The following is a 19,967-nucleotide window of genomic DNA, read 5'->3' as shown; positions in this document are numbered from 1 at the left end:
CCCCCTCCGTCTGTCCTACGTTGTTCCTGCACAGCCGCCGAAGGATCGGCGCGCAGAACGACGGCCACACGGAGGGAACTTGGCAAGAAAACCCGCCGGAAACCCGAAGAGCCCGGCCAGCCGCCGGACAAACCCCCGCCAGGCGCAGACGGCGGCTTCGACCAGATCGGCGACGCGCAGCAGGGCTGGCCGTGCCGTTTATCTCGTTGACGGCGCGCGCACGCCATTCCTGCGCGCCCGGGCCAAGCCGGGGCCGTTCACGCCGGTCGATCTGGCAGTGCAGTGCGGGCGTCCGCTTCTGCTGCGCCAGCCTTTTTCGCCCGACAGTTTCGATCTTGTCATCATCGGTTGCGTCAACGTCATCGCCGACGAGATGAACCCGGCCCGCGTCGCGGCGCTGCGGCTCGGCATGGGCGATGCGATGGTGGCCTTCACCGTGCAGATCAATTGCGGCTCCGGCATGCAGTCGATCGACACCGCCTTCCGCATGATCGAGGACGGCAACGCCGATCTCGTTCTGGCCGGCGGCGCCGAGGCGCTTTCGCACGCGCCGCTGGTCCTGCGTCAGGAGGCAGTGGAATGGTTCGGCGAATTCGCCACCGCGAAATCGGCCTGGGCCAAGACCACGGCGCTCACCGGTCTCCGGCCCGAGATGGCCAAGCCGGTCATCGGCCTGGAACGCGGCCTCACCGATCCGATCACCGACCTCAACATGGGCCAGACCGCAGAGCTGGTCGGGCACCTGTTCGGCATTTCCCGCGAGGCGGCGGATGCCTATGCGCTTGAAAGCCACCGGCGGCTATCGCGGGCCCAGCAGGAAGGCTTTCTGAGCGGCGAGTTGATCCCGGCGGTCGACCAAGACGGCACCGTCTACGACCACGATGACGGGGTCCGGCCGGACACGTCGATGGAAAAGCTCGCCGGCCTGAAGCCGGTCTTCGAGAAGCCCTACGGCAAGGTCACGGCCGGCAACTCCTCGCAGATCACCGACGGGGCGTCCTGGGTGGTGCTGGCCTCGGAGGCCGCGGTTGAAAAGCACGAGCTCGAGCCGATGGCCAAGATCGTCGACAGCGAGTGGTCGGCGCTCGATCCTTCCATCATGGGGCTGGGGCCGACGCTGTGCTCGACCGCGCTGCTTTCGCGCAACCGGCTCGGCGCTGCCGACGTCGATCTGTGGGAACTCAACGAGGCTTTCGCCGCGCAGGTGCTCGGTTGCCTGGCGGCCTGGGAAGACGAGACCTACTGCCGCGAGGTGCTGGGGCTGAAAAAGCCGTTCGGGGCAATCGACCGCGGACGCCTCAATGTCGACGGCGGCGCGATCAGCCTCGGCCATCCGGTCGGCACCAGCGGCAACCGCATCGTGCTGCATCTCGTCAACGCCATGCGCCGCTTGAAGCTGAAGCGCGGCGTGGCCACCGAATGCATCGGCGGCGGGCAGGGCGGCGCCATGCTGATGGAGATGGTCTGATGGGCTTCGTGCGCAACGTGCTCGCCGACCGTGAGATGACGCTCGGGCCGCGCGCGGCCGACTGGAAGCGGCTTACCCATTGGCGCCTTGCCACCGACGCCGAAGGTGTTGCCTGGCTTGTCCTCGACCGTGCGTTGGAAAGCGCCAACACGCTGTCGGAAGAGGTCATGCTCGAACTGGCCGAGATGCTCGGCGAGATCGAGCGGGCCGGACCGAAGGGCGTCGTCATCCGCTCGGCCAAGCGCGGCGGCTTCATCGCCGGCGCCGACATCCGCGATTTCCGTGGCGTGACGGCCGCGTCGGAGATCGTGGAGCGAATGACCCGCGCCCACGGGATCGTCGACCGGCTTGCCGCGCTTCCCATGCCGGCCATCGCCGTCATCCACGGCCACTGCCTCGGCGGCGGCCTGGAACTGGCGCTTGCCTGCCGCTACCGCATCGCGGTCGATGGCGCTTCGTTCGGCTTCCCCGAAGTCATGCTCGGCCTGCATCCGGGCCTCGGCGGGACGTTCCGCCTGCCGGCGCAGATCGACCCGGTCGAGGCGATGACGATGATGCTGACCGGAAAGACCGCCTACACCAAGAAGGCGCGTTCGCTCGGTCTTGTCGACGCGGTCGTCGAGGAACGCCATGTCGAAAACGCGGTCAGGGCGGCGGTTGCCGGCTCGATCAAGCGCGAACGCGGCAACTGGAAGACCAGCGTGCTCGGTCTCGGACCGGCGCGTCAGCTTGCCGCCAAACGCATGCGCGCGGCGACGGAGGAAAAGGCGCGGCCCGAGCACTATCCCGCCCCGTTCCGGCTGATCGACATCTGGGAGGAACATGGCGACGACGCCGAGGCCATGCAGAAGGCGGAGATACGCTCCTTCGCCGAGCTGCTCGCCGGCCCGACGGCGCAGAACCTGATCCGACTGTTCTTCCTGCGCGAGAAGCTCAAAGGGCTGGGCAAGGGCGAAGCCGGTATCTCGCATGTCCATGTCATCGGCGCCGGCACCATGGGCGGCGACATCGCCGCATGGTGCGCCTCGCGCGGGCTGAGAGTGACGCTCGCCGACCTCGACCCGCAGGCGATCGGCCGCGCGGTCGGCCGCGCCGGCAAATTCTTCGACAAGAAGCTTCATTCGTCGCTGGATCGCCGTGACGCCTTCGACCGGCTGATCCCCGATTTCGACGGCAGCGGCGTTGCGGCCGCCGATCTCGTCATCGAGACCGTCGCGGAGCGGGAGGATGTCAAGAAGAAGGTCTTCGCTGCGGCCGAAAAGCAGATGCGGCCGGGTGCCATCCTCGCCACCAACACCTCCAGCATCCCGCTCGAGACGCTGCGCGCCGGCCTCAAGGACCCGACCCGTCTGGTCGGGTTGCATTTCTTCAACCCGGTGACGCGCATGGAACTGGTCGAGGTCGTCTCCCACGACAAGGCCGGCGAGGAAACGCTTGCAAGGGCGCGCGCCTTTTGCGGCGCGATCGACCGTTTGCCCGCGCCGGTCGCCAGCGCGCCGGGTTTCCTGGTCAACCGGGTGCTGGCGCCTTATCTGGCGGAAGCCTTCCTGATGGTCGACGAGGGCGTGGCCAAGGAGACCGTCGACAAGGCGGCGGAGGATTTCGGCATGCCGATGGGGCCGATCGAGCTTGCCGACCGGGTCGGGCTCGACATCTGCCTGGAGGTCGCCCGCATGCTAGGCGAGCGGCTCGACGAGCCCATGCCCGACATTCCGCAATGGCTGGTCGAAAAGGTCGATAAGGGCGAGACCGGCCGCAAGGCCGGCCGCGGCTTCTACGATTACGACGGCGACGGCGAACCGAAGAAGGCGAAGGAGGCGCCGTCGCCCGCGGAAGGCATGGCGGATCGCCTGATCCTGCCGCTGCTCAACACCTGCGTGCGCTGCCTGCGTGAAAAGATCGTCGCCGACGCCGACACGCTCGACGGTGCGGTGGTGTTCGCGACCGGCTTCGCGCCCTTCCGCGGCGGGCCGCTGCGCTACGCGCACGATCGTGGCAAGAAGGAGGTTGTCGACCGCCTCGCCGCACTCGAAAAGGAACACGGACCGCGCTTCAAGCCCGACAAGGGCTGGGACAAACTCGGCGAGGCCGGGTGAGCGGGCTGCCGGTCGAGCATTCCGACGCTGCAAGCGTCGCCGACGCCGTCATCGACGCCCTCGACGGGCACATCGTCATGGCACTGCCGCTCGGCCTCGGCAAGGCCGTTTCGATCGCCAATGCGATCTTCGCGCGGGCGATCGCCGATCCGGGCATCGATCTCACCATCTTTACCGCGCTGACGCTTGAGAAGCCGCGCGGCTCCAGCGACATGGAAAGGCGCTTCGTCGAACCGCTCGCCGAACGGCTCTTCCCCGATTATCCCGGCCTTGCCTATGCGGAGGCGCTTCGCGAAGGCGAACTGCCGCCCAACATCCGGGTCAGCGAGTTTTTCCTGCTCGCCGGGCAATGGCTCGGTGTCGACGCGGTTCAGCGCGGTTACGTATCGGCCAACTACACCCACGCGGCGCGCTATATCCTTGACCGCGGCATCAACCTCATCGCCCAGCTGGTGGCCCAGCGCGGCACCGGGCCCGATGCGCGCTACAGCCTGTCCTGCAACACCGACATCACCCTCGACATCCTGCCGGCGCTGAAAGCGCGCGGCGAGCGCTGCCTGCTCGTCGGCGAGGTCAGCTCCGAGCTGCCCTACATGACGGGCGAAGCCGAATTGCCGGCAACGGCGTTCGATCACATGCTTGATGGTCCTTCGCGCGACGACCGGCTGTTCGTCGTGCCGAGGCAACCGGTTTCCGATGCCGATCACGCCGTCGGCCTCCACGCAGCAAGCCTGGTCAAGGACGGCGGCACGCTGCAGATCGGCATCGGCTCGCTCGGTGACGCACTCACCGCCGGGCTGGTGCTGCGGCATCGCGATCCGGCGCTCTACCGCGAGACGCTGGCGGCACTCGGCGGTGGCTTTGCCGGCGCCGAGACCGGCCCTTTCGAGACAGGGCTCTATGCGGCCAGCGAGATGTTCGTCGACGGTTTCATGGACCTCTACCGGGAAGGGATACTGAAGCGTCCGGCCGCGGACGGTGCGCTGCTGCATTCCGGCTTTTTCGTCGGCTCCGAAGAATTCTACCGGTTCCTGCGGGAACTGCCGGACGAGGACCGTGCGCTGTTTTCCATGCGCGCCATTTCCTTCGTCAACGACCTCTATGGCAACGAGCAACAGAAGCGCGCCGACCGCAAGGATGCCCGCTTCGTCAACAATGCGATGATGGCGACGCTGCTCGGCGCCGTCGTTTCCGATGCGCTCGATGACGGGCGCGTCGTTTCAGGCGTCGGCGGCCAGTACAACTTCGTCGCCCAGGCCTTCGCGCTCGAGGATGCGCGCTCGCTGATCACGCTCAACGCGACCCGCACCAAAGGCGCCGAACGCCAGTCGCGTCTGGTCTGGTCCTACGGCCACAACACCATTCCGCGCCATCTGCGCGACATCGTGGTGACCGAATACGGCGTCGCCGATCTTCGCGGCAAATCCGATCGCGATTGTGTCGTGACCATGCTCGCCATCGCCGACGCCGCCTTCCAGGGTGAATTGCTGGAGCAGGCGAAGTCGGCCGGCAAGATCGAGAAGGATTATGTGCTGCCGGCCACCGCACGCGACAACACGCCCGCGCGGGTAAAGGAGGCGCTGGCAAAGGCCAAGGCAGCCGGCTGGTGCGCGACCTTCCCGTTCGGCAGCGTGTTCACCGACGAGGAGAAGGCGCTGCTGCCGGCGCTGGAACTGCTGAAGCGTGTCAGCGCGTCGAAGCTGTCGCTCGCCTCCGCGTTTGCGGGAACGCTCGGTGCTAAGGCGCCCGACGCGGACGAACGCCTGCTCCTGGCCCGCATGGCGCTCGACGAGCCCGGCGATTTCAGTGAGCGCCTCTATGCGCGCCTGCTCTTGTGGGCGCTGCGCCAGTCCGGCTGATCGCCGCTCCTGCTACTCCGCCGCTTCGCGCGTCGTCGTCTTGCGGGTCGTGCGGCGGCGCGGTTTTGCCTTGGCCGGGCCCGAAGCGGCGCGTTTCGGGCGCTGCGGCTTCGGCTTGTCGTGCTGGCCGGCGATCGGGGAAACCTCCTTCATCGGGAAGGCGTCGACCTTCACCACCTTGCGCACGGCCTCGGCCGCTTCGGTCAGCCGCGCATGTTCGGCGCCGGTGAGCACGCCGCGCCGTACTGCCTCGTCCGCATCGTCGATGTCGGCCTCGCGCATCTTCTTCGATATCGGCTCGGCCTCGGTCACCAGCCGGAAGGCGAGTTCCAGATCCTTGAAGGGATGCTCGGCATGGCCGTCGCCGAGATAAAGGTCCGGCGAAAGCCGGTCGCGCTGCGGCGTGTTCTTCAGCAGCTTCGCCGCCACAGCACTCGCCAGTTCGTCCGACGGCATCGTTTCCGGCACGCCGAACGGGAACGCGATCAGCCGCGTCAGCCACGCCGCCCAGCGGGCGGGCAGATTGTCGAGCACGCCGCGGAAGGCGATGCCGATGCGCTGCGTTCCCTGCTGCATGACGAAGTCTACGATCGGGCGGTCCTCGTTCTGGCGCCCCTCGGCCTCGAAGCGCTTCAGAACTGCGCCGAGCAGGTAAATCTCCGACATGATGTCGCCGAGCCGCGCCGACAGCATCTCCTTGCGCTTCAGCGCGCCGCCGAGCGTCAGCAGGGAAAGGTCGGCGAGAAGCGCGAAGGCGGCCGAGAAGCGCGACAGCTGGCGCCAGTGGCCGGGCATGGCGCAATCGGCCGGCGCCGGCCCGACCCAGCCGCCGGTCCAGCCGCGCAGGAAGGCGCGGCCGGCATTGGCGAAGGCGTGCCCGACATGGCCCCAGAACGCCTTGTCGAAGGCGTCGAGCCCCTTCTCCTTGTCCGCGTCGGAAAGCGCCAGCAATTCTTCCAGCATGTAGGGATGCGAGCGGATCGCGCCCTGGCCGAAGATCATCAGGTTGCGGGTCAGGATGTTGGCGCCCTCGACAGTGATGCCGATCGGCACCGAGCGGTACTGGCCGCCCATATAGTTGCGCGGCCCATCGATGATCGCCTTGCCGCCGTGGATGTCCATCGCCTTTTCGATGGAGTTACGCATGCGTTCGGTGGCGTGGTATTTCATCGTCGCCGAGATGACCGACGGCTTGTGGCCCTCGTCCAGCGCGGCGATCGTCAGCCGCCGGCCGGCGTCGATCAGATAGGCGTTGGCGGCCAGGTCGGCGAGATGTTTCTGGATGCCCTCGAACAGGCCGATCGGAATGCCGAACTGTTCGCGGACGCGGGCATAGGCGCCGGTAGCGCGGGCGGCCATGGCCGCTGCGGCGGCCGACTGCGAAGGCAGCGAGATCGAGCGCCCGGCGGCCAGCGCCGTCATCAGCATGGTCCAGCCCTGACCGATCTGGTCCTCGCCGCCGAGGATGTGGTCCAGCGGCACGAAAACGTCCTTGCCGTAGAGCGGCCCGTTCTGGAAATGGGTGAATTGCGGGATGTGGCGCTCGCCGTGACTGACGCCGGGCGTCGATGTCGGCAGCAGCGCGACGGTAATGCCGAGTTCGGTGCCGCGGCCGAGATGGTTCTCGGGATCGAGCATCTTGAAGGCGAGCCCCATGACGGTCGCCACCGGGCCCAGCGTGATGTAGCGCTTGTGGAAGTTCAGCCTGAGGCCGAGCACCTTCTTGCCGTTCCATTCGCCATGCTCGACGACGCCGGTGTCGGTCATGGCGGCGGCGTCCGAACCCGCATCCTCGGAGGTCAGGCCGAAGCAGGGGATTTCGCGTCCGTCGGCGAGCCTTGGCAGCCAGTATTTGCGTTGTTCGTCGGTGCCGAAATGCATCAGCAATTCACCCGGGCCGAGCGAATTGGGCACCATGACGGTGACGCCGGCGACGACGCTCGCCGAGGAAACGGTGCGCACCACTTCCGAGTGCGCCGTGTTGGAGAAGCCGAGGCCGCCGTACTCCTTGGGGATGATCATGCCGAAGAATTTCTTCTCGCGCATGAAGTCCCAGACCTCTTGCGGCAGGTCGCGGTCCTGCCAGGTGATGCGCCAGTCGTCGACCATGGCGCAGAGCTCTCGCACCGGGCCGTCCATGAAGGTCTGTTCCTCTTGCGACAGGCGCGCCGGCGGCATCTTCAGAAGCTTGTCCCAGTCCGGATTGCCGCCGAAAATCTCGCCATCCCACCAGACCGTGCCGGCGTCGATCGCCTCACGCTCGGTGTCGGAGATCGGCGGCATGATCTTTGATGCCCAGCGGTAGATCGGCTTGGTGATGTTGTCGCGGCGAAAGCCCATCGAAGCCTCCTGCTTCTCTTACGGGAGAATGGCTTGCGGGCGCATGAGTTCCCGTTGCCTGGAAGATCGGCGCTCAGCCGGGCGCGGCAATCCGCGGTCACCCGGTCCCGCATGCGGGCATTAGACCGCAAGGCAGGCGAGATTCCAATGGTCGCGCGAGCCGACAGAAACGGATTTTCAAGTTTGCGCTGGGACGGCTGCCGCCGGAAGGCGGGGCAGGCGTCTAGTTGAGCGTTTGCTGCAGCTTGCCGGCAGGGTCGCCGAAGAGGGCCTGAAGGCTGTCGGCCACAGTGGCGACGGCTGCGACGATGACCAGCGACAGCGCCACGACGATGATACCGTATTCGACGACGGTGGCGCCCGATTCATCGTTCCAGAAGCGCGTGAGCATGGACCGGCAGCCTTCCTCTTTGGCCGGAGTCTAGGGGCAAAGCCGTGAGAAAGGCTTAAGGAAAGCGGTTAACGGCGCGTTTCGTTTCGTCGACGCAATCAACACAGGTTCAGCAATCGCCGACCCGCCGGCCGTCGTCGCGGATGATGCAGACAGCGCCCGGATATTGCTGCAGTACGCTCTTGCGCACCGTATAGGTGCCGGACGAGCGCACCGAGCCGGTGCTGGTCATGTCGAGATCGCGGAACGCCCCGGCGGCCATGCCGACATCGCTGCGCAGCCGGCTTTCGGCAAAAGGCGCGACGATCAGGCCGACGGCGATCGCCGCCGAGCCGAAGAGCAGCGCCAGCTTGATCGTGCCCATGCCGGTGTCGCCCGCGGACGGCAGACCGCCGCCGAATCCGTTCCATTCCCGCTCTGGCCGCATGCCGCCGTTCCCTTCCGCCATATGCCTAAGATTCGCATGGCCGGATAAACGATCTGTTAACGCTGCGAAGGCCGTCCGCGGTGGCTAGAGGAGATCGATAAGGAAGGGGATCAGGGGTTCGTCCGCCGCGGGCATTGGATAGTCGCGCAGGGCGCGCGGGCGGACCCATTTGACGGCCTGGCCTTCCAGCCCGCGTGCCGTGCCGTCGAAGCGGCGGCAGACATAGAGTGGCATGAAGAGGTGGAAATCGTCGTAGGAATGGCTGGCGAAGGTCAGCGGCGCCAGGCACGAGGCCCAGGTTGTCACGCCGAGCTCCTCGGCAAGCTCGCGGATGATCGTTGCCTCGGGCGTCTCGCCGGGCTCGACCTTGCCGCCCGGAAACTCCCACAGACCGGCCATCTGCTTGCCCTCGGGACGCTGGGCAATCAGCACCCGCCCGTCGGCGTCGACTAGGGCGCAGGCTGCGACCAGCACCAGCGGCAGGCGGGACGTCTCGGCGCTCATGAGCCGGGCGGCCGGCGATAGTGGTAGCGGTAGACCTCGGCAAAGCCGAGCGAGCGGTAGAGCGCCAGTGCCGGCACGTTGTCGGCCTCGACCTGCAGCCAGGCCTCTTCGGCGCCGCGCAGCCGCGCCCATTTCAGCGCCGAAAGCACGATCTGCCGGCCATGCCCCTTGCCGCGGCCGTCATCGCGGGTGGCAACCTCGAAAAGCCCGGCCAGCGCGCCGTCATGCACGCAGATCGCCGTCGAGACCGGTACCGCCTCGCTGTCCAGCACGAACAGCCCGGCCTGCGGTTCGATCGAGCCGATCACTTCCGACAGTCCTGGTCGCATGGCGGGATCGAGCGCGTGCACGGTGAGCGCCGCACCGACGAAGCGGCCGACATCCTTCAGCGGGATGTGGTCCATCGCATTTTCGAGCATGTCATTGCCGAGCAGGCAGCGCATGACCACCGACTCGCCAAAGGCCGGCCAGCCTTCCCTGTCGAGGTGATGCACGAGGTCGCGGCCGGCAAGCGGCGTCAGGCGGAAGGTCAGCGGGCGGCCATAACCCTCGAAGCGCCGCCGCGCCTTGGCGATGCGCTCGACGAGGCGGTCGCCATCGCCGGGGTCGAGCGGGTTCACGGAATTCAGCCGCTTGGCGGGCAGGCCGGCCGTGAGCCGCACCAGCCAGGTACCGTCATAGACGACGAAACTCGCCGGCCAGGCCCGGAAGCCTGCCGCCTCCAGGCGCCTGACCCTGGCTAGGTCAGCAGCGCTTTCCGCCTTCATCCGCAAAAGCCGCCCCGCTCAACTGCGATAGTCGCCATTGATGGCAACATATTCCTTGGTGAGGTCGCATGTCCAAACCGTCGCCCGGCCGCGCCCGATGCCGAGGTCGACACCGATGCGGATTTTGTCGCCCTTCATGTAGGCCGAGACCGCCTGCTCGGAATAGCCGGGGTCGCGCTCGCCCTCATGCGCGACGCGGAAGTCGCCGAAATGGATCGCCAGCCGGTCGCGGTCGGCCGGTTCGCCGGCCTTGCCCACAGCCATGACGACACGGCCCCAATTGGCGTCCTCGCCGGCGACCGCGGTCTTGACCAGCGGCGAATTGGCGATCGAAAGGGCAATGCGCTTGGCCGAACGGGCGGACTTGGCGCCGCTGACGGTGATCTCGACCTCCTTGCGCGCGCCTTCGCCGTCACGCACCACCTGCAGCGCGAGGTTCTTGAGAACGCGGTTGAGCGCGCGCCGGAACGGCGTCAGCCGGGGATCGCTGGCCTCGGTGATGCGAGCAATGCCGCGCTTCTCGGCGGCGCCGGTGGCAAAGATCAGCAGCGTGTCGCTGGTCGAGGTGTCGCTGTCCACCGTGATGGCGTTGAAGGTCTTCTTCGTGCCCGCCGACAGCAACTGGCGCAGCACGGCCGCGTCGACCGGCGCGTCGGTTGCCAGGAAGGAGAGCATCGTCGCCATGTCCGGCGCGATCATGCCGGCGCCCTTGGCAATGCCGTTGATGGTCACTTCGCCATCACCCATCGCCACCGTGGCGGTGGCATATTTGGGGTAGGTGTCGGTGGTCATGATCGCCTTGCCGGCGGCCTCCCAGCGATCAGCCTCGGCGTCCCTGGCGAGCTGTTCCAGAAGATGCGCGAAGCGTCCCGCTTCGAGCGGTTCGCCGATCACCCCGGTCGAAGCGACATAGACCTCGCCGGTGTCGCAGCCGGCGGCCTTCGCCGCCGCCGCCGCCGTGAGGTTGACCGACTCGCGGCCCTTGCGGCCGGTGAAGGCATTCGCGTTTCCGGAATTGACCACCAGGATGCCGGCCTTGCCGCCCGGCAGGTTCTCGCGGCAGAAATCGACCGGCGCGGAGGGGCATTTCGAGCGGGTCAGCACGCCAGCGACCTGCGTTCCAGGCGCGAACGCCATCACCATCAGGTCGGTGCGTCCCTTGTATTTGATGCCGGCTTCCGCGGTCGCGATGCGCACGCCGTCGATCGGCGGCAGGACCGGCTGCTTCTTCGGCGCCAGCGGCGAGATGGAGGCTGTCATCGGCGCGACCTCGCGTGACGAAACTATTCGCGGTCGAGCTTGCCGACGGCCTCCTTCAGGGCCTCGTCCGGAATGTCGATCTCGGCCTTCTCGCGCAGGCCCTTGACCGCGTCGAAATAATGCTCGCGCAGCAGGATCGAGCGAACCTGGTCCTTCACCTTGTCGAATGCCGGCGGCTGCTGGACGCGCTTGTCCTCGACCTTGATCACGTGGAAGCCGAACTGGGTCTCGACCGGTTCCTTGGAGAAAGCGCCGACCTCGAGCGCGAAGGCGGCCTTCTCGAACTCCGGAACCATCTGGCCGGGGCCGAAATAGCCGAGATCGCCGCCCTGCGCGGCGGCGCCGTCGGTCGATTTTTCCTTGGCGATTTCCTCGAAATCGCCCCCGTCCTCCAGCGCCTTGATCACCGCGTCGGCTTCTTCCCTGGTTTTCACCAGAATGTGACGGGCGCGGATTTCGTTGACCGGCGGCGTATTGGCGATTTCCTGGTCGTAGCGGGCGCGGATGGTCTCGTCATTGACCTGCGAGGCGACGTTCTCGTCGACGAAGGCGCTGTGCAGCGCGCGGTCGCGCAGGAAAGCCATGCGGCGCTGGAAATCCTCATTGTCGCCGAGGCCGGCTTCTTCGGCGGCGCCCGCCAGAAGCCGGATTTCGATGATCGCCGACAGAGCAGCGGCGCGCCGCTGCTCGGCCGGAAGCTGGCTGAATTGCGGGTCGAGATCGTTTTCGGCGATCGCCAGATCGCCTTCCGTGATCGGCGTACCGTTGACGGTTGCGACCACATCCGCCGCCGCGCCGAGGGAAAGGCTCGGCGCCGTCATTGCGAGGCCCAGGGCGATTCCGCAGGCGATCAGCGGGCGGAAGGCGAAGGGAACGGGCATGAAACGTCTCCAGAAAGGTTGCGCGGCCAGTAACGGCTCTTGCGCTGGAATGAGGCGAAAATCCGCGTGTCAGAGGGCGCTCGCATCAAGTTGACATCACGGGAGCCCCCTCTTATCTGTCCTTCGTCTTTGCGTCCAGAACCCTTTTCCGGGCGCTTTTTTGATATAGATGATCCGCCCAAATCGCGATCGTAAGCACGTTCCGGCCCCCGCGTCGGAAAAGAATTGATCGAAAGGACCATTTGATGGTCAGCCTCGGTGTCTTCGCCCGAAAGATATTCGGTTCCGCCAACGACCGCCGCATCAAGGCGCTGCGTCCGCGCGTCGAAGCCATCAACGCGCTCGAAGCCGAGATGCAGGCGCTGACCGACGACCAGCTGCGCGCCCGCACCGACGAACTGCGCGAGAAGGTGGCCGCCGGCACTTCGCTCGATGACCTTCTGGTGCCGGCCTTCGCGACCGTGCGCGAGGCGGCGAAGCGCGCGCTCGGGCTGCGCCCGTTCGACGTGCAGCTGATCGGCGGCATGGTGCTCCATGAGGGCTCGATCGCCGAGATGAAGACCGGCGAGGGCAAGACGCTCGTCGCGACCCTGCCGGTCTATCTCAACGCGCTTTCAGGCAAGGGCGTCCACGTCGTCACCGTGAACGACTACCTCGCCCGGCGCGATGCGGAGTGGATGGGCAAGGTCTACGCTTTCCTCGGCCTGACCACCGGGGTCATCGTCCATGGCCTCTCCGACGAGGAGCGCCGCGCCGCCTATCAGTGCGACGTCACCTACGGCACCAACAACGAGCTCGGCTTCGACTATCTGCGCGACAACATGAAATACGAGCGTGGACAGATGGTGCAGCGCGGCCACAATTACGCGATCGTCGACGAGGTCGACTCGATCCTGATCGACGAGGCGCGCACGCCGCTGATCATTTCCGGCCCTCTCGACGACCGCTCCGATCTCTACAACCAGATCGACGGCTTCATCCCCAGGCTCGAGGCAGACGATTACGAGATCGACGAGAAGCAGCGCACCGCGACCTTTACCGAGCAGGGTACCGAGAAGGTCGAAAGCCTCTTGCGCGATGCCGGCATGCTGAAGGGCGATTCCCTCTACGACGTCGAGAACGTCGCCGTCGTCCATCACATCAACAACGCCCTCAAGGCACACCGCCTGTTCGCCAGGGACAAGGATTACATCGTCCGCAACGACGAGATCGTCATCATCGACGAATTCACCGGCCGCATGATGCCGGGCCGCCGCTATTCGGAAGGCCTGCACCAGGCGCTCGAGGCCAAGGAGCACGTGACGGTCCAGCCCGAGAACCAGACGCTCGCCTCGGTCACGTTCCAGAACTACTTCCGCATGTACGGCAAGCTTGCCGGCATGACCGGCACGGCGGCGACCGAGGCCGAGGAGTTCGGCAACATCTACGGGCTCGGCGTGTCCGAGATCCCGACCAACCTGCCGGTGGCGCGCGCCGACGAGGATGACGAGGTGTACCGCACGGCCGAGGAGAAGTTCCGCGCGATCGTGCGCGAGATCAAGGAGGCGCACGGGCGCGGCCAGCCGATCCTGGTCGGCACGACATCGATCGAGAAATCCGAGCAATTGGCCGACGTCCTGCGCAAGGAGGGGATCGGGCAGTTCGAGGTCCTGAACGCCCGCCACCACGAACGCGAGGCGCAGATCATCGCCCAGGCCGGCAAGCCCGGCGCCATCACCATCGCCACCAACATGGCCGGCCGCGGCACCGACATCCAGCTCGGCGGCAATGCCGACATGCGCATTCAGCAGGAACTGGGCGACATGCCCGAGGGTGCCGAGCGCGAGGCGGCGGAAAAGGCGATCCGCGACGATATTCTCAAGCTCAAGGGCGAGGCGCTGGCCGCCGGCGGCCTCTACGTGCTGGCCACCGAGCGCCACGAAAGCCGCCGCATCGACAACCAGCTGCGCGGCCGCTCGGGCCGCCAGGGCGACCCCGGCCGGTCGAAGTTCTTCCTGTCGCTGCAGGACGACCTGATGCGCATCTTCGGCTCCGACCGCATGGATGGCATGCTGCAGAAGCTCGGCCTCAAGGAAGACGAGGCCATCATCCATCCCTGGATCAACAAGGCGCTGGAAAAGGCGCAGAAGAAGGTCGAGGCGCGCAACTTCGACATCCGCAAGAACCTCTTGAAGTTCGACGACGTCATGAACGACCAGCGCAAGGTGGTGTTCGAGCAGCGGATCGAACTCATGGACGGCGAGAACATGTCGGAGACCGTCGCCGAGATGCGCCAGGACGTCGTCGACGATCTGGTTGCGCGCAACATCCCCGAAAACGCCTACGCCGAACAGTGGGATGTCGACGCGCTGAAACAGGGCGTCTCCGCCTATCTCAACCTGGATTTGCCGGTCGACGAGTGGGCCAAGGAAGAAGGCATCGACGAAGAAGCGCTCCGCGAGCGCATCACCGAGGCGGCCGAAAAGGCCGCCAGGGAACGCGCCGAGCGCTTCGGCCCCGAGATCATGGCCTATGTCGAGAAGTCGATCCTGCTTCAGACGCTCGACCATCTCTGGCGCGAACATCTGGTCAACCTCGACCATCTGCGCTCGGTGATCGGGTTCCGCGGCTATGCGCAGCGCGATCCGCTCAACGAATACAAGTCCGAGGCGTTCGAACTGTTCCAGGCCATGCTCGGCAATCTGCGCCAGGCGGTAACGGCGCAGCTGATGCGGGTTGAACTGGTGAAGGAGGCCGCCGACGCCCCGCCGCCGGAGGTGCCGCAGGGCGAGGGCCATCACCTCGACGCTACCACCGGCGAGGACGATTTTGGCGGCGACGATGGCGGCGTGCTGGCGACCCTGCAGGCGTCGCGCAACGTCGCGCCGGAAGACCGCGATCCGGAAAATCCGGAGAGCTGGGGCAAGGTCGGCCGCAACGAGGCCTGTCCTTGCGGTTCCGGCAAGAAGTTCAAGCACTGCCACGGCGCTTTCGTCTAGGCGCCGCGCCCCGCCGCAATCGCCCGCTGGCGAGAATCCGTTAAGGTTAGCCGAACGTTAAGGCTTGTCGCGCATCCTTCGCTCGCTCAACGGGGGTCGAAAGGGCGCTACGGGTGGAGAACGGCAGGGACAGGGCGCGCGACGAGCCGCCGGGCGGCGCGGTTCCCAGGGGATGGGACAAGGCGTCGCTTGCCGGCATGGTTGGTGCTGCGGCGGACTGGGTGTGGGAAACCGACGCCCGGCATTGCTATACCCATGTCAGTGAAGGCTGCCAGGCTGCAACCGGCATCAAGCGTTCGTCGATCATCGGCCGCTCGCGGCTTGATACGCTCGATCGCGAGGCGTCCTCGCCTGAGGCGGCTGCCGCGCACCGGGCGGACCTTGCGGCGCACCGGCCATTTGGCGATTTCCTGGTCACGCTTGGCGCCGCGCGTGCCGAATGTCGGCACGTCCTCCTCTCCGGCGTTCCCCGTTTCGATCGCAAGGGGCGGTTTGCCGGTTATCGCGGTTTGGCCCGCAATGTCACGCCGCTTTTGCGACAGGTTCATCGCGAGCCCGAACGGCGTGCTGTCGAGAATGATCCTGCCGGCACGGATCTGGAGGAGACGAACGCCGAACGGCTGATGGCGGCGCTCAACGTCATGGAAGACGCCTTTGTCTACTATGACCGGGACGATCGCATCGTGCTCTACAACGAGGCGCTCGTCACCATGTATGCCGGCCTTGAGGACGTCATCCGCACCGGGCTTCACGTCAGCGAGTTCGTCGATGCCGGCCTCGATCGTGGTTTGTGGAGCACCGGCGAGTACAGCCCGGCCGAATGGCGCGACGCCTATCTCGCCGGACGCGGAGAGGCCGGGCATGGGCCGACGATGCTGCAATTCGCCGATGGCCGCTGGGTGCTGCACCGGGAGCTGCGCACCGACGACGGCGGCCGCATGGGCATCTGCACCGACGTCACCGAACTCAAGCGGCGCGAGGAAGCCGCCGAGGGCGCCCGCGCAGAGGCGGAGGCGGCGAAGGCGAGGCTGCAGGCGGCGATCGATGCCCTGCGCGACGGCTTCGTGCTCTGGGACGCGGACGACCGGCTCGTCGCCTGCAACGATGCGTTCCGCGGCCAGTTCGCGTTCCTGCCCAACCTTGCCGTCGGCAGAACCTTCGAGGAGATGCTGTACGAATTCGCGCAGACCGGTGTCGTGAAGGATGCGGTCGGTCGCGAAGAGGAGTGGGCGCGCGAACACGCCGCGAGCCGAGTCCGGGAACTCGGCCAGGAGATCGTGTTCGAGACCCATGACGGGCGCTGGATGATGCGTCGCGACCAGATCACCGGCACCGGCGACCGGGTCGGCATCCGCACCGACATCACCGATCTCAAGAAGCGTGAGACCGAGCTAGCGGCGGCGACCGAGCGTTCCGGCGAATTGCTGTCCGATCTGGAGCGCACGATCGACACCATGCGCATGGGCGTGGTGCTGCTTGATTCCGACCTGAAGGCCGAGATCGTCAACCGCGCCTTCTACGACATCTGGCGCCTTGAGCGCGGGGATGTCGGCGTCGGCTGCTCGTTCCGCGACCTGATGGACATCAACCGTCACAACGGCATCTACGATGTCGCCGACGCCGACTGGGAGGACTATGTCGCCCATCGCCTGGCCGAGATACGCGACGGCAACATCCCGCCCCGCGAATTCCAGCGCCGTGACGGCTCGACGCTGATCTATTCGGTGACCTCGCTTTCCGGCGGCAAGCGCCTGGTCTGCTACTACGATGTCACGCAGATCAAAGAGCGCGAGGCGGAGCTCGCCGAGGCCCTTGAGCGGGCGCACCTTGCCGACGCCGTGATCAACGGTGTTAAGGATCCGGTCTTCGTCAAGGATGCGGAACTGCGCTTCGTCTTTGTCAATGAGGCCTTCGCCGACCTCTTTGGCACCAACCCGGGTGCAATGCTCGGCCGTCGCGCGAGCGACTATGTCGATGCGGAGGAAGCCGCGGACTTCGAGGCCAGCGAAAGCGTGGTGCTCGAGACCGGCAACGACTATCGGGTCGAGGAGGATTTCGAGTTCGAGGGCATCGGCTGGTCACGGGTGGTCCGCAAGAACCGGCTCGAGACCGAGACAGGCACGAAGTATGTAGCCGGCTTTATTTTTGACATCACCGACATCAAGCGCCGCGAGCGTGAGGCGGAAGAGGCGCGCGAACTGCTCGCCAAGGTGCTGGAGACCCTGCCGGCCGGCGTCATCATCTACGACAAGAACGACCGGTTGGTGCTTTCCAACCGGATCATCAAGGAAAACCTGCCGGCGCTGGCGGCGTTCAGCGAGCCGGGCCAGGAATTGCGCACGGCGATCGAGGCCGCGCACGATGCCGGCTATTTCCGGGTCAGCGGCGACGATGCGCTCGACGCGCTTTATGACACCGACCGCGAAGCCTGGGTCGAAGGCACGCTGCGACGTTACTACATGGCCCGGGGCGTCTCGGAGCGACGCAACCCGGACGGGCGCTGGTATCAGGTCTACGATACACGTACGGATGACGGGCTGTTCGTCGGTGTGCGGGTCGACATCACCGAACTGAAGGAGCGCGAAGCAGCGCTGCGCGAGACGACACGCGAGAATGAGCTCTTCCGCAGCCTGATCGACAACGTACCGGTCGCCATCTACGCCAAGAAGCCTGACCTCAAGCTCGTCTACGTCAACCAGGGTTGGTGCGACCTGACCGGCCTCGACAAGGTCGACGCGATCGGCCGCACCGACGCCGAGGTCTTCGGGCACGAGGGCGTGGCCTATATGGACGCCGATCGCGCGGTCCTGGAATCGGGCGAGATGAAGGAGATCGAGGAGACGGCGACGTCGTCGGACGGCACGCCGTGTCACCGCATCGCTCGCAAGAGCACGATGATTGCCTCTGACGGAACGCTCTATCTCATCGGCACGACGACCGACGTTTCCGAGTTGAAGAGGCGCGAGGAGGAGCTGCGCGCCGCCGAGCAGCGCGCCGTGCTGGCGGATCGGGCCAAGTCGGAATTCCTCGCCAATATGAGCCATGAAATCCGCACGCCGATGAACGGTGTGCTCGGCATGGCCGAACTGCTGGCCAAAAGCGAACTCGACCAGAAGCAGCGCACCTTCACCGACATCATCGTCAAGTCGGGCAACGCGCTCCTCACCATCATCAACGACATTCTCGATTTCTCCAAGATCGACGCCGGCCAGCTGGTGCTCGACCCGGCGCCGCTCAACCTTGCCGAGTCGGTAGAGGACGTCGCCACACTGATGTCGACACGCGCCAAGGAAAAGGATCTCGAGCTGATCGTGCGCGTTGCGCCCGGCCTCCCGCGCATGGTGGTGGGCGATGTAGGGCGCCTGCGCCAGATCGTTACCAATCTCGTCGGCAATGCGGTCAAGTTCACCGATTCCGGTCATGTCCTCGTCGATGTCTCCGGCAAGGAGCGGGACGGACACGCTACGCTGACCTTCAAGGTCACCGATACGGGTATCGGTATTCCGGACGACAAGCTGGCGCTTGTCTTCGAAAAGTTCAGCCAGGTCGATTCGAGCTCGACCCGCCGCCACGAGGGCACCGGGCTGGGGCTTGCCATCACCTCGCGGCTTGTCGAACTGATGGGCGGCAAGATCGGCGCCGTGAGCAGCCTCGGTAGAGGATCGACGTTCTGGTTCACGGTTTCATTGCCTGTCGCCGAGGAGTCAGGACGGATAAAGCAGATGCCGATCGATGTGAGCGGCGCGCGGGTGCTGGTCGTCGATGACAACGAGGTCAATCGCTCGATCCTGATCGAGCAGATGAATTCGTGGGGTTTCGACGCCTGCGCGGCGCGCAACGGACCGGAAGCACTGGCGGTGCTGAAGGAGACTGCGCGGCTCGGCATGCGGGTCGACTGCGTGGTGCTCGACTACCAGATGCCCGGCATGACCGGTGCTGAGGTGGCAGCGGCGATCCGAGCCAATCCGCTGATCGCGGCGACCCCGATCGTCATGCTGACCTCGGTTGACCAGACCATGAACAACGCCCAATTCGCCAAGCTCGACATCAGTGCGCAGCTCATCAAGCCGGCGCGTTCGTCGGCGCTCCTGGAAGTGCTCGTCGGCGAGATGCAGAAGGGGCGCGCCGCCTCACACGAAGGCGAGGACGTTGTCGACGCCGCGCCGGTGTCTGAACCGGTGCCGAGCGAGCCGCAGCCAGTCGTCGCGGCGCCGCCCACGGCAGACCGGCCGCAGCGGGTGTCGGCCCGGCGCCTCGACATCCTCGTCGCCGAGGACAACGAGGTGAACCAGCTGGTCTTCGCCCAGATCCTCGGCGAAACGCCCTACACCTTCGAGATCGTGCGCAACGGGGCGCTGGCGGTTGCCGCGCATATCGAGATGGAGCCGGGCATGATCCTCATGGACGTCTCGATGCCGGAGATGAACGGGCTTGAGGCGACCCAGGCCATCCGCGCCGCCGAAGCCGAGTGGGGCGAATACCGCGTGCCTATCGTCGGGGTTACCGCGCATGCGCTGAAGGGCGACCGCGAACGCTGCCTGTCGGCCGGCATGGACGACTACCTGCCCAAGCCGATCAGTCCCAACGCTCTGCTCGACAAGGTCCGCAAATGGCTTGAAGAAGATGCGGAACTGCGCAGCGACGCTGGCTGAGGCCGCTTGGGCCGATTTATGCTCAGCAGGCCAAGCATGGTGCGATCGCGGAATAGCCAGTCCTGCCCCCACCCATAGTACGGTTGGCCACCTTCATTCACCCCTTCCGGGCAGGATGAGCGGCGGCGGATCGGACTTGGCGATCGCAAGCTCCAACCGATCCAGTTCCTCAAAGGTCCGCCGGCAGTGCCCCAAGCACCGTGTCGCTCTCCTGCCCGGCTTTTTTTCGCCATCCCGACCGCCTTGTCGACCAGAGGTTTCGCGATGGGCGGGAGCCTCAAGGCGCTGATTCGCAGGCGCGAATCCAGTGCCGGCTCAGCGTTGCCGGTTGACCGGAGCGGGTG

The 19,967-nt window shown here is 66.1% G+C and carries 12 protein-coding genes; 5 read left to right on the top strand and 7 right to left on the bottom strand.

Annotation, left to right across the window (positions count from 1 at the left end; genetic code table 11):
- Positions 1-79: 79 nt before the first annotated feature.
- From FQ775_RS16550 to FQ775_RS16540, 3 genes are read left to right on the top strand one after another with little or no spacing between them, the layout of a single operon-like run.
- Positions 80-1,468 (top strand): acetyl-CoA C-acetyltransferase, encoded by a 1,389-nt coding sequence (locus FQ775_RS16550; protein ID WP_146298494.1) that lies wholly within the window; start codon positions 80-82, stop codon positions 1,466-1,468.
- Complete coding sequence (locus tag FQ775_RS16545; RefSeq protein ID WP_246730155.1) at positions 1,468-3,564, top strand: 3-hydroxyacyl-CoA dehydrogenase NAD-binding domain-containing protein; 2,097 nt, start codon at positions 1,468-1,470, stop codon at positions 3,562-3,564. The genes FQ775_RS16550 and FQ775_RS16545 overlap by 1 nt, the downstream gene beginning before the upstream one ends.
- Positions 3,561-5,423, top strand: coding sequence for an acetyl-CoA hydrolase/transferase C-terminal domain-containing protein (locus tag FQ775_RS16540; protein WP_349291484.1), 1,863 nt, complete (start codon positions 3,561-3,563; stop codon positions 5,421-5,423). Before FQ775_RS16545 ends, FQ775_RS16540 begins: the two co-directional genes overlap by 4 nt.
- Before the next feature lie 12 nt (positions 5,424-5,435).
- On the opposite strand, the gene FQ775_RS16535 is transcribed toward FQ775_RS16540, so the two are convergent.
- The 7 genes from FQ775_RS16535 to FQ775_RS16505 form a co-directional block, all read right to left on the bottom strand.
- The gene (locus FQ775_RS16535; protein ID WP_146298493.1) at positions 5,436-7,763 is read right to left on the bottom strand and encodes an acyl-CoA dehydrogenase; all 2,328 of its coding nucleotides are present in this window, start codon (positions 7,761-7,763) and stop codon (positions 5,436-5,438) included.
- A gap of 223 nt (positions 7,764-7,986) precedes the next feature.
- Positions 7,987-8,154, bottom strand: coding sequence for a Flp family type IVb pilin (locus FQ775_RS16530; RefSeq protein WP_146298492.1), 168 nt, complete (start codon positions 8,152-8,154; stop codon positions 7,987-7,989).
- A gap of 109 nt (positions 8,155-8,263) precedes the next feature.
- Positions 8,264-8,581, bottom strand: coding sequence for a hypothetical protein (locus FQ775_RS16525; RefSeq protein ID WP_146298491.1), 318 nt, complete (start codon positions 8,579-8,581; stop codon positions 8,264-8,266).
- Positions 8,582-8,665: 84 nt separating this feature from the next.
- Positions 8,666-9,085, bottom strand: coding sequence for a (deoxy)nucleoside triphosphate pyrophosphohydrolase (locus FQ775_RS16520; protein ID WP_146298490.1), 420 nt, complete (start codon positions 9,083-9,085; stop codon positions 8,666-8,668).
- Positions 9,082-9,852: a GNAT family N-acetyltransferase gene (locus tag FQ775_RS16515; RefSeq protein WP_146298489.1), complete on the bottom strand. Its 771-nt coding sequence runs from the start codon at positions 9,850-9,852 to the stop codon at positions 9,082-9,084. The genes FQ775_RS16520 and FQ775_RS16515 overlap by 4 nt, the downstream gene beginning before the upstream one ends.
- A gap of 18 nt (positions 9,853-9,870) precedes the next feature.
- Positions 9,871-11,112: a bifunctional glutamate N-acetyltransferase/amino-acid acetyltransferase ArgJ gene (gene argJ, locus FQ775_RS16510; protein ID WP_146298488.1), complete on the bottom strand. Its 1,242-nt coding sequence runs from the start codon at positions 11,110-11,112 to the stop codon at positions 9,871-9,873.
- Between the two features lie 23 nt (positions 11,113-11,135).
- Complete coding sequence (locus FQ775_RS16505; RefSeq protein ID WP_146298487.1) at positions 11,136-11,993, bottom strand: peptidylprolyl isomerase; 858 nt, start codon at positions 11,991-11,993, stop codon at positions 11,136-11,138.
- Positions 11,994-12,238: 245 nt separating this feature from the next.
- Here FQ775_RS16505 and secA point away from each other — a divergent pair, with 245 nt between their 5' ends.
- Both secA and FQ775_RS16495 read left to right on the top strand, forming a co-directional pair.
- Positions 12,239-14,971, top strand: coding sequence for a preprotein translocase subunit SecA (gene secA, locus FQ775_RS16500; RefSeq protein ID WP_146298486.1), 2,733 nt, complete (start codon positions 12,239-12,241; stop codon positions 14,969-14,971).
- Positions 14,972-15,084: 113 nt separating this feature from the next.
- Positions 15,085-19,623 carry a PAS-domain containing protein gene (locus FQ775_RS16495; protein ID WP_146298485.1) on the top strand — a complete coding sequence of 1,513 codons (4,539 nt, stop codon included), beginning with the start codon at positions 15,085-15,087 and terminating at the stop codon, positions 19,621-19,623.
- The last annotated feature ends 344 nt before the right edge of the window (positions 19,624-19,967 follow it).

This window comes from Nitratireductor mangrovi (genome assembly GCF_007922615.2).
GTDB lineage: Bacteria > Pseudomonadota > Alphaproteobacteria > Rhizobiales > Rhizobiaceae > Mangrovimarina > Mangrovimarina mangrovi.
This window is presented reverse-complemented; position numbering and strand designations above follow the sequence as displayed.

Excerpts from the sequence above, each read along its gene's own strand:
- FQ775_RS16545 (WP_246730155.1), top strand. The coding sequence starts at position 1,468 with ATGGGCTTCGTGCGCAACGTGCTCGCCGACCGTGAGATGACGCTCGGG.
- FQ775_RS16535 (WP_146298493.1), bottom strand. The coding sequence starts at position 7,763 with ATGGGCTTTCGCCGCGACAACATCACCAAGCCGATCTACCGCTGGGCA.
- FQ775_RS16530 (WP_146298492.1), bottom strand. The coding sequence starts at position 8,154 with ATGCTCACGCGCTTCTGGAACGATGAATCGGGCGCCACCGTCGTCGAA.
- FQ775_RS16525 (WP_146298491.1), bottom strand. The coding sequence starts at position 8,581 with ATGCGGCCAGAGCGGGAATGGAACGGATTCGGCGGCGGTCTGCCGTCC.
- FQ775_RS16520 (WP_146298490.1), bottom strand. The coding sequence starts at position 9,085 with ATGAGCGCCGAGACGTCCCGCCTGCCGCTGGTGCTGGTCGCAGCCTGC.
- FQ775_RS16515 (WP_146298489.1), bottom strand. The coding sequence starts at position 9,852 with ATGAAGGCGGAAAGCGCTGCTGACCTAGCCAGGGTCAGGCGCCTGGAG.
- argJ (WP_146298488.1), bottom strand. The coding sequence starts at position 11,112 with ATGACAGCCTCCATCTCGCCGCTGGCGCCGAAGAAGCAGCCGGTCCTG.
- FQ775_RS16505 (WP_146298487.1), bottom strand. The coding sequence starts at position 11,993 with ATGCCCGTTCCCTTCGCCTTCCGCCCGCTGATCGCCTGCGGAATCGCC.
- secA (WP_146298486.1), top strand. The coding sequence starts at position 12,239 with ATGGTCAGCCTCGGTGTCTTCGCCCGAAAGATATTCGGTTCCGCCAAC.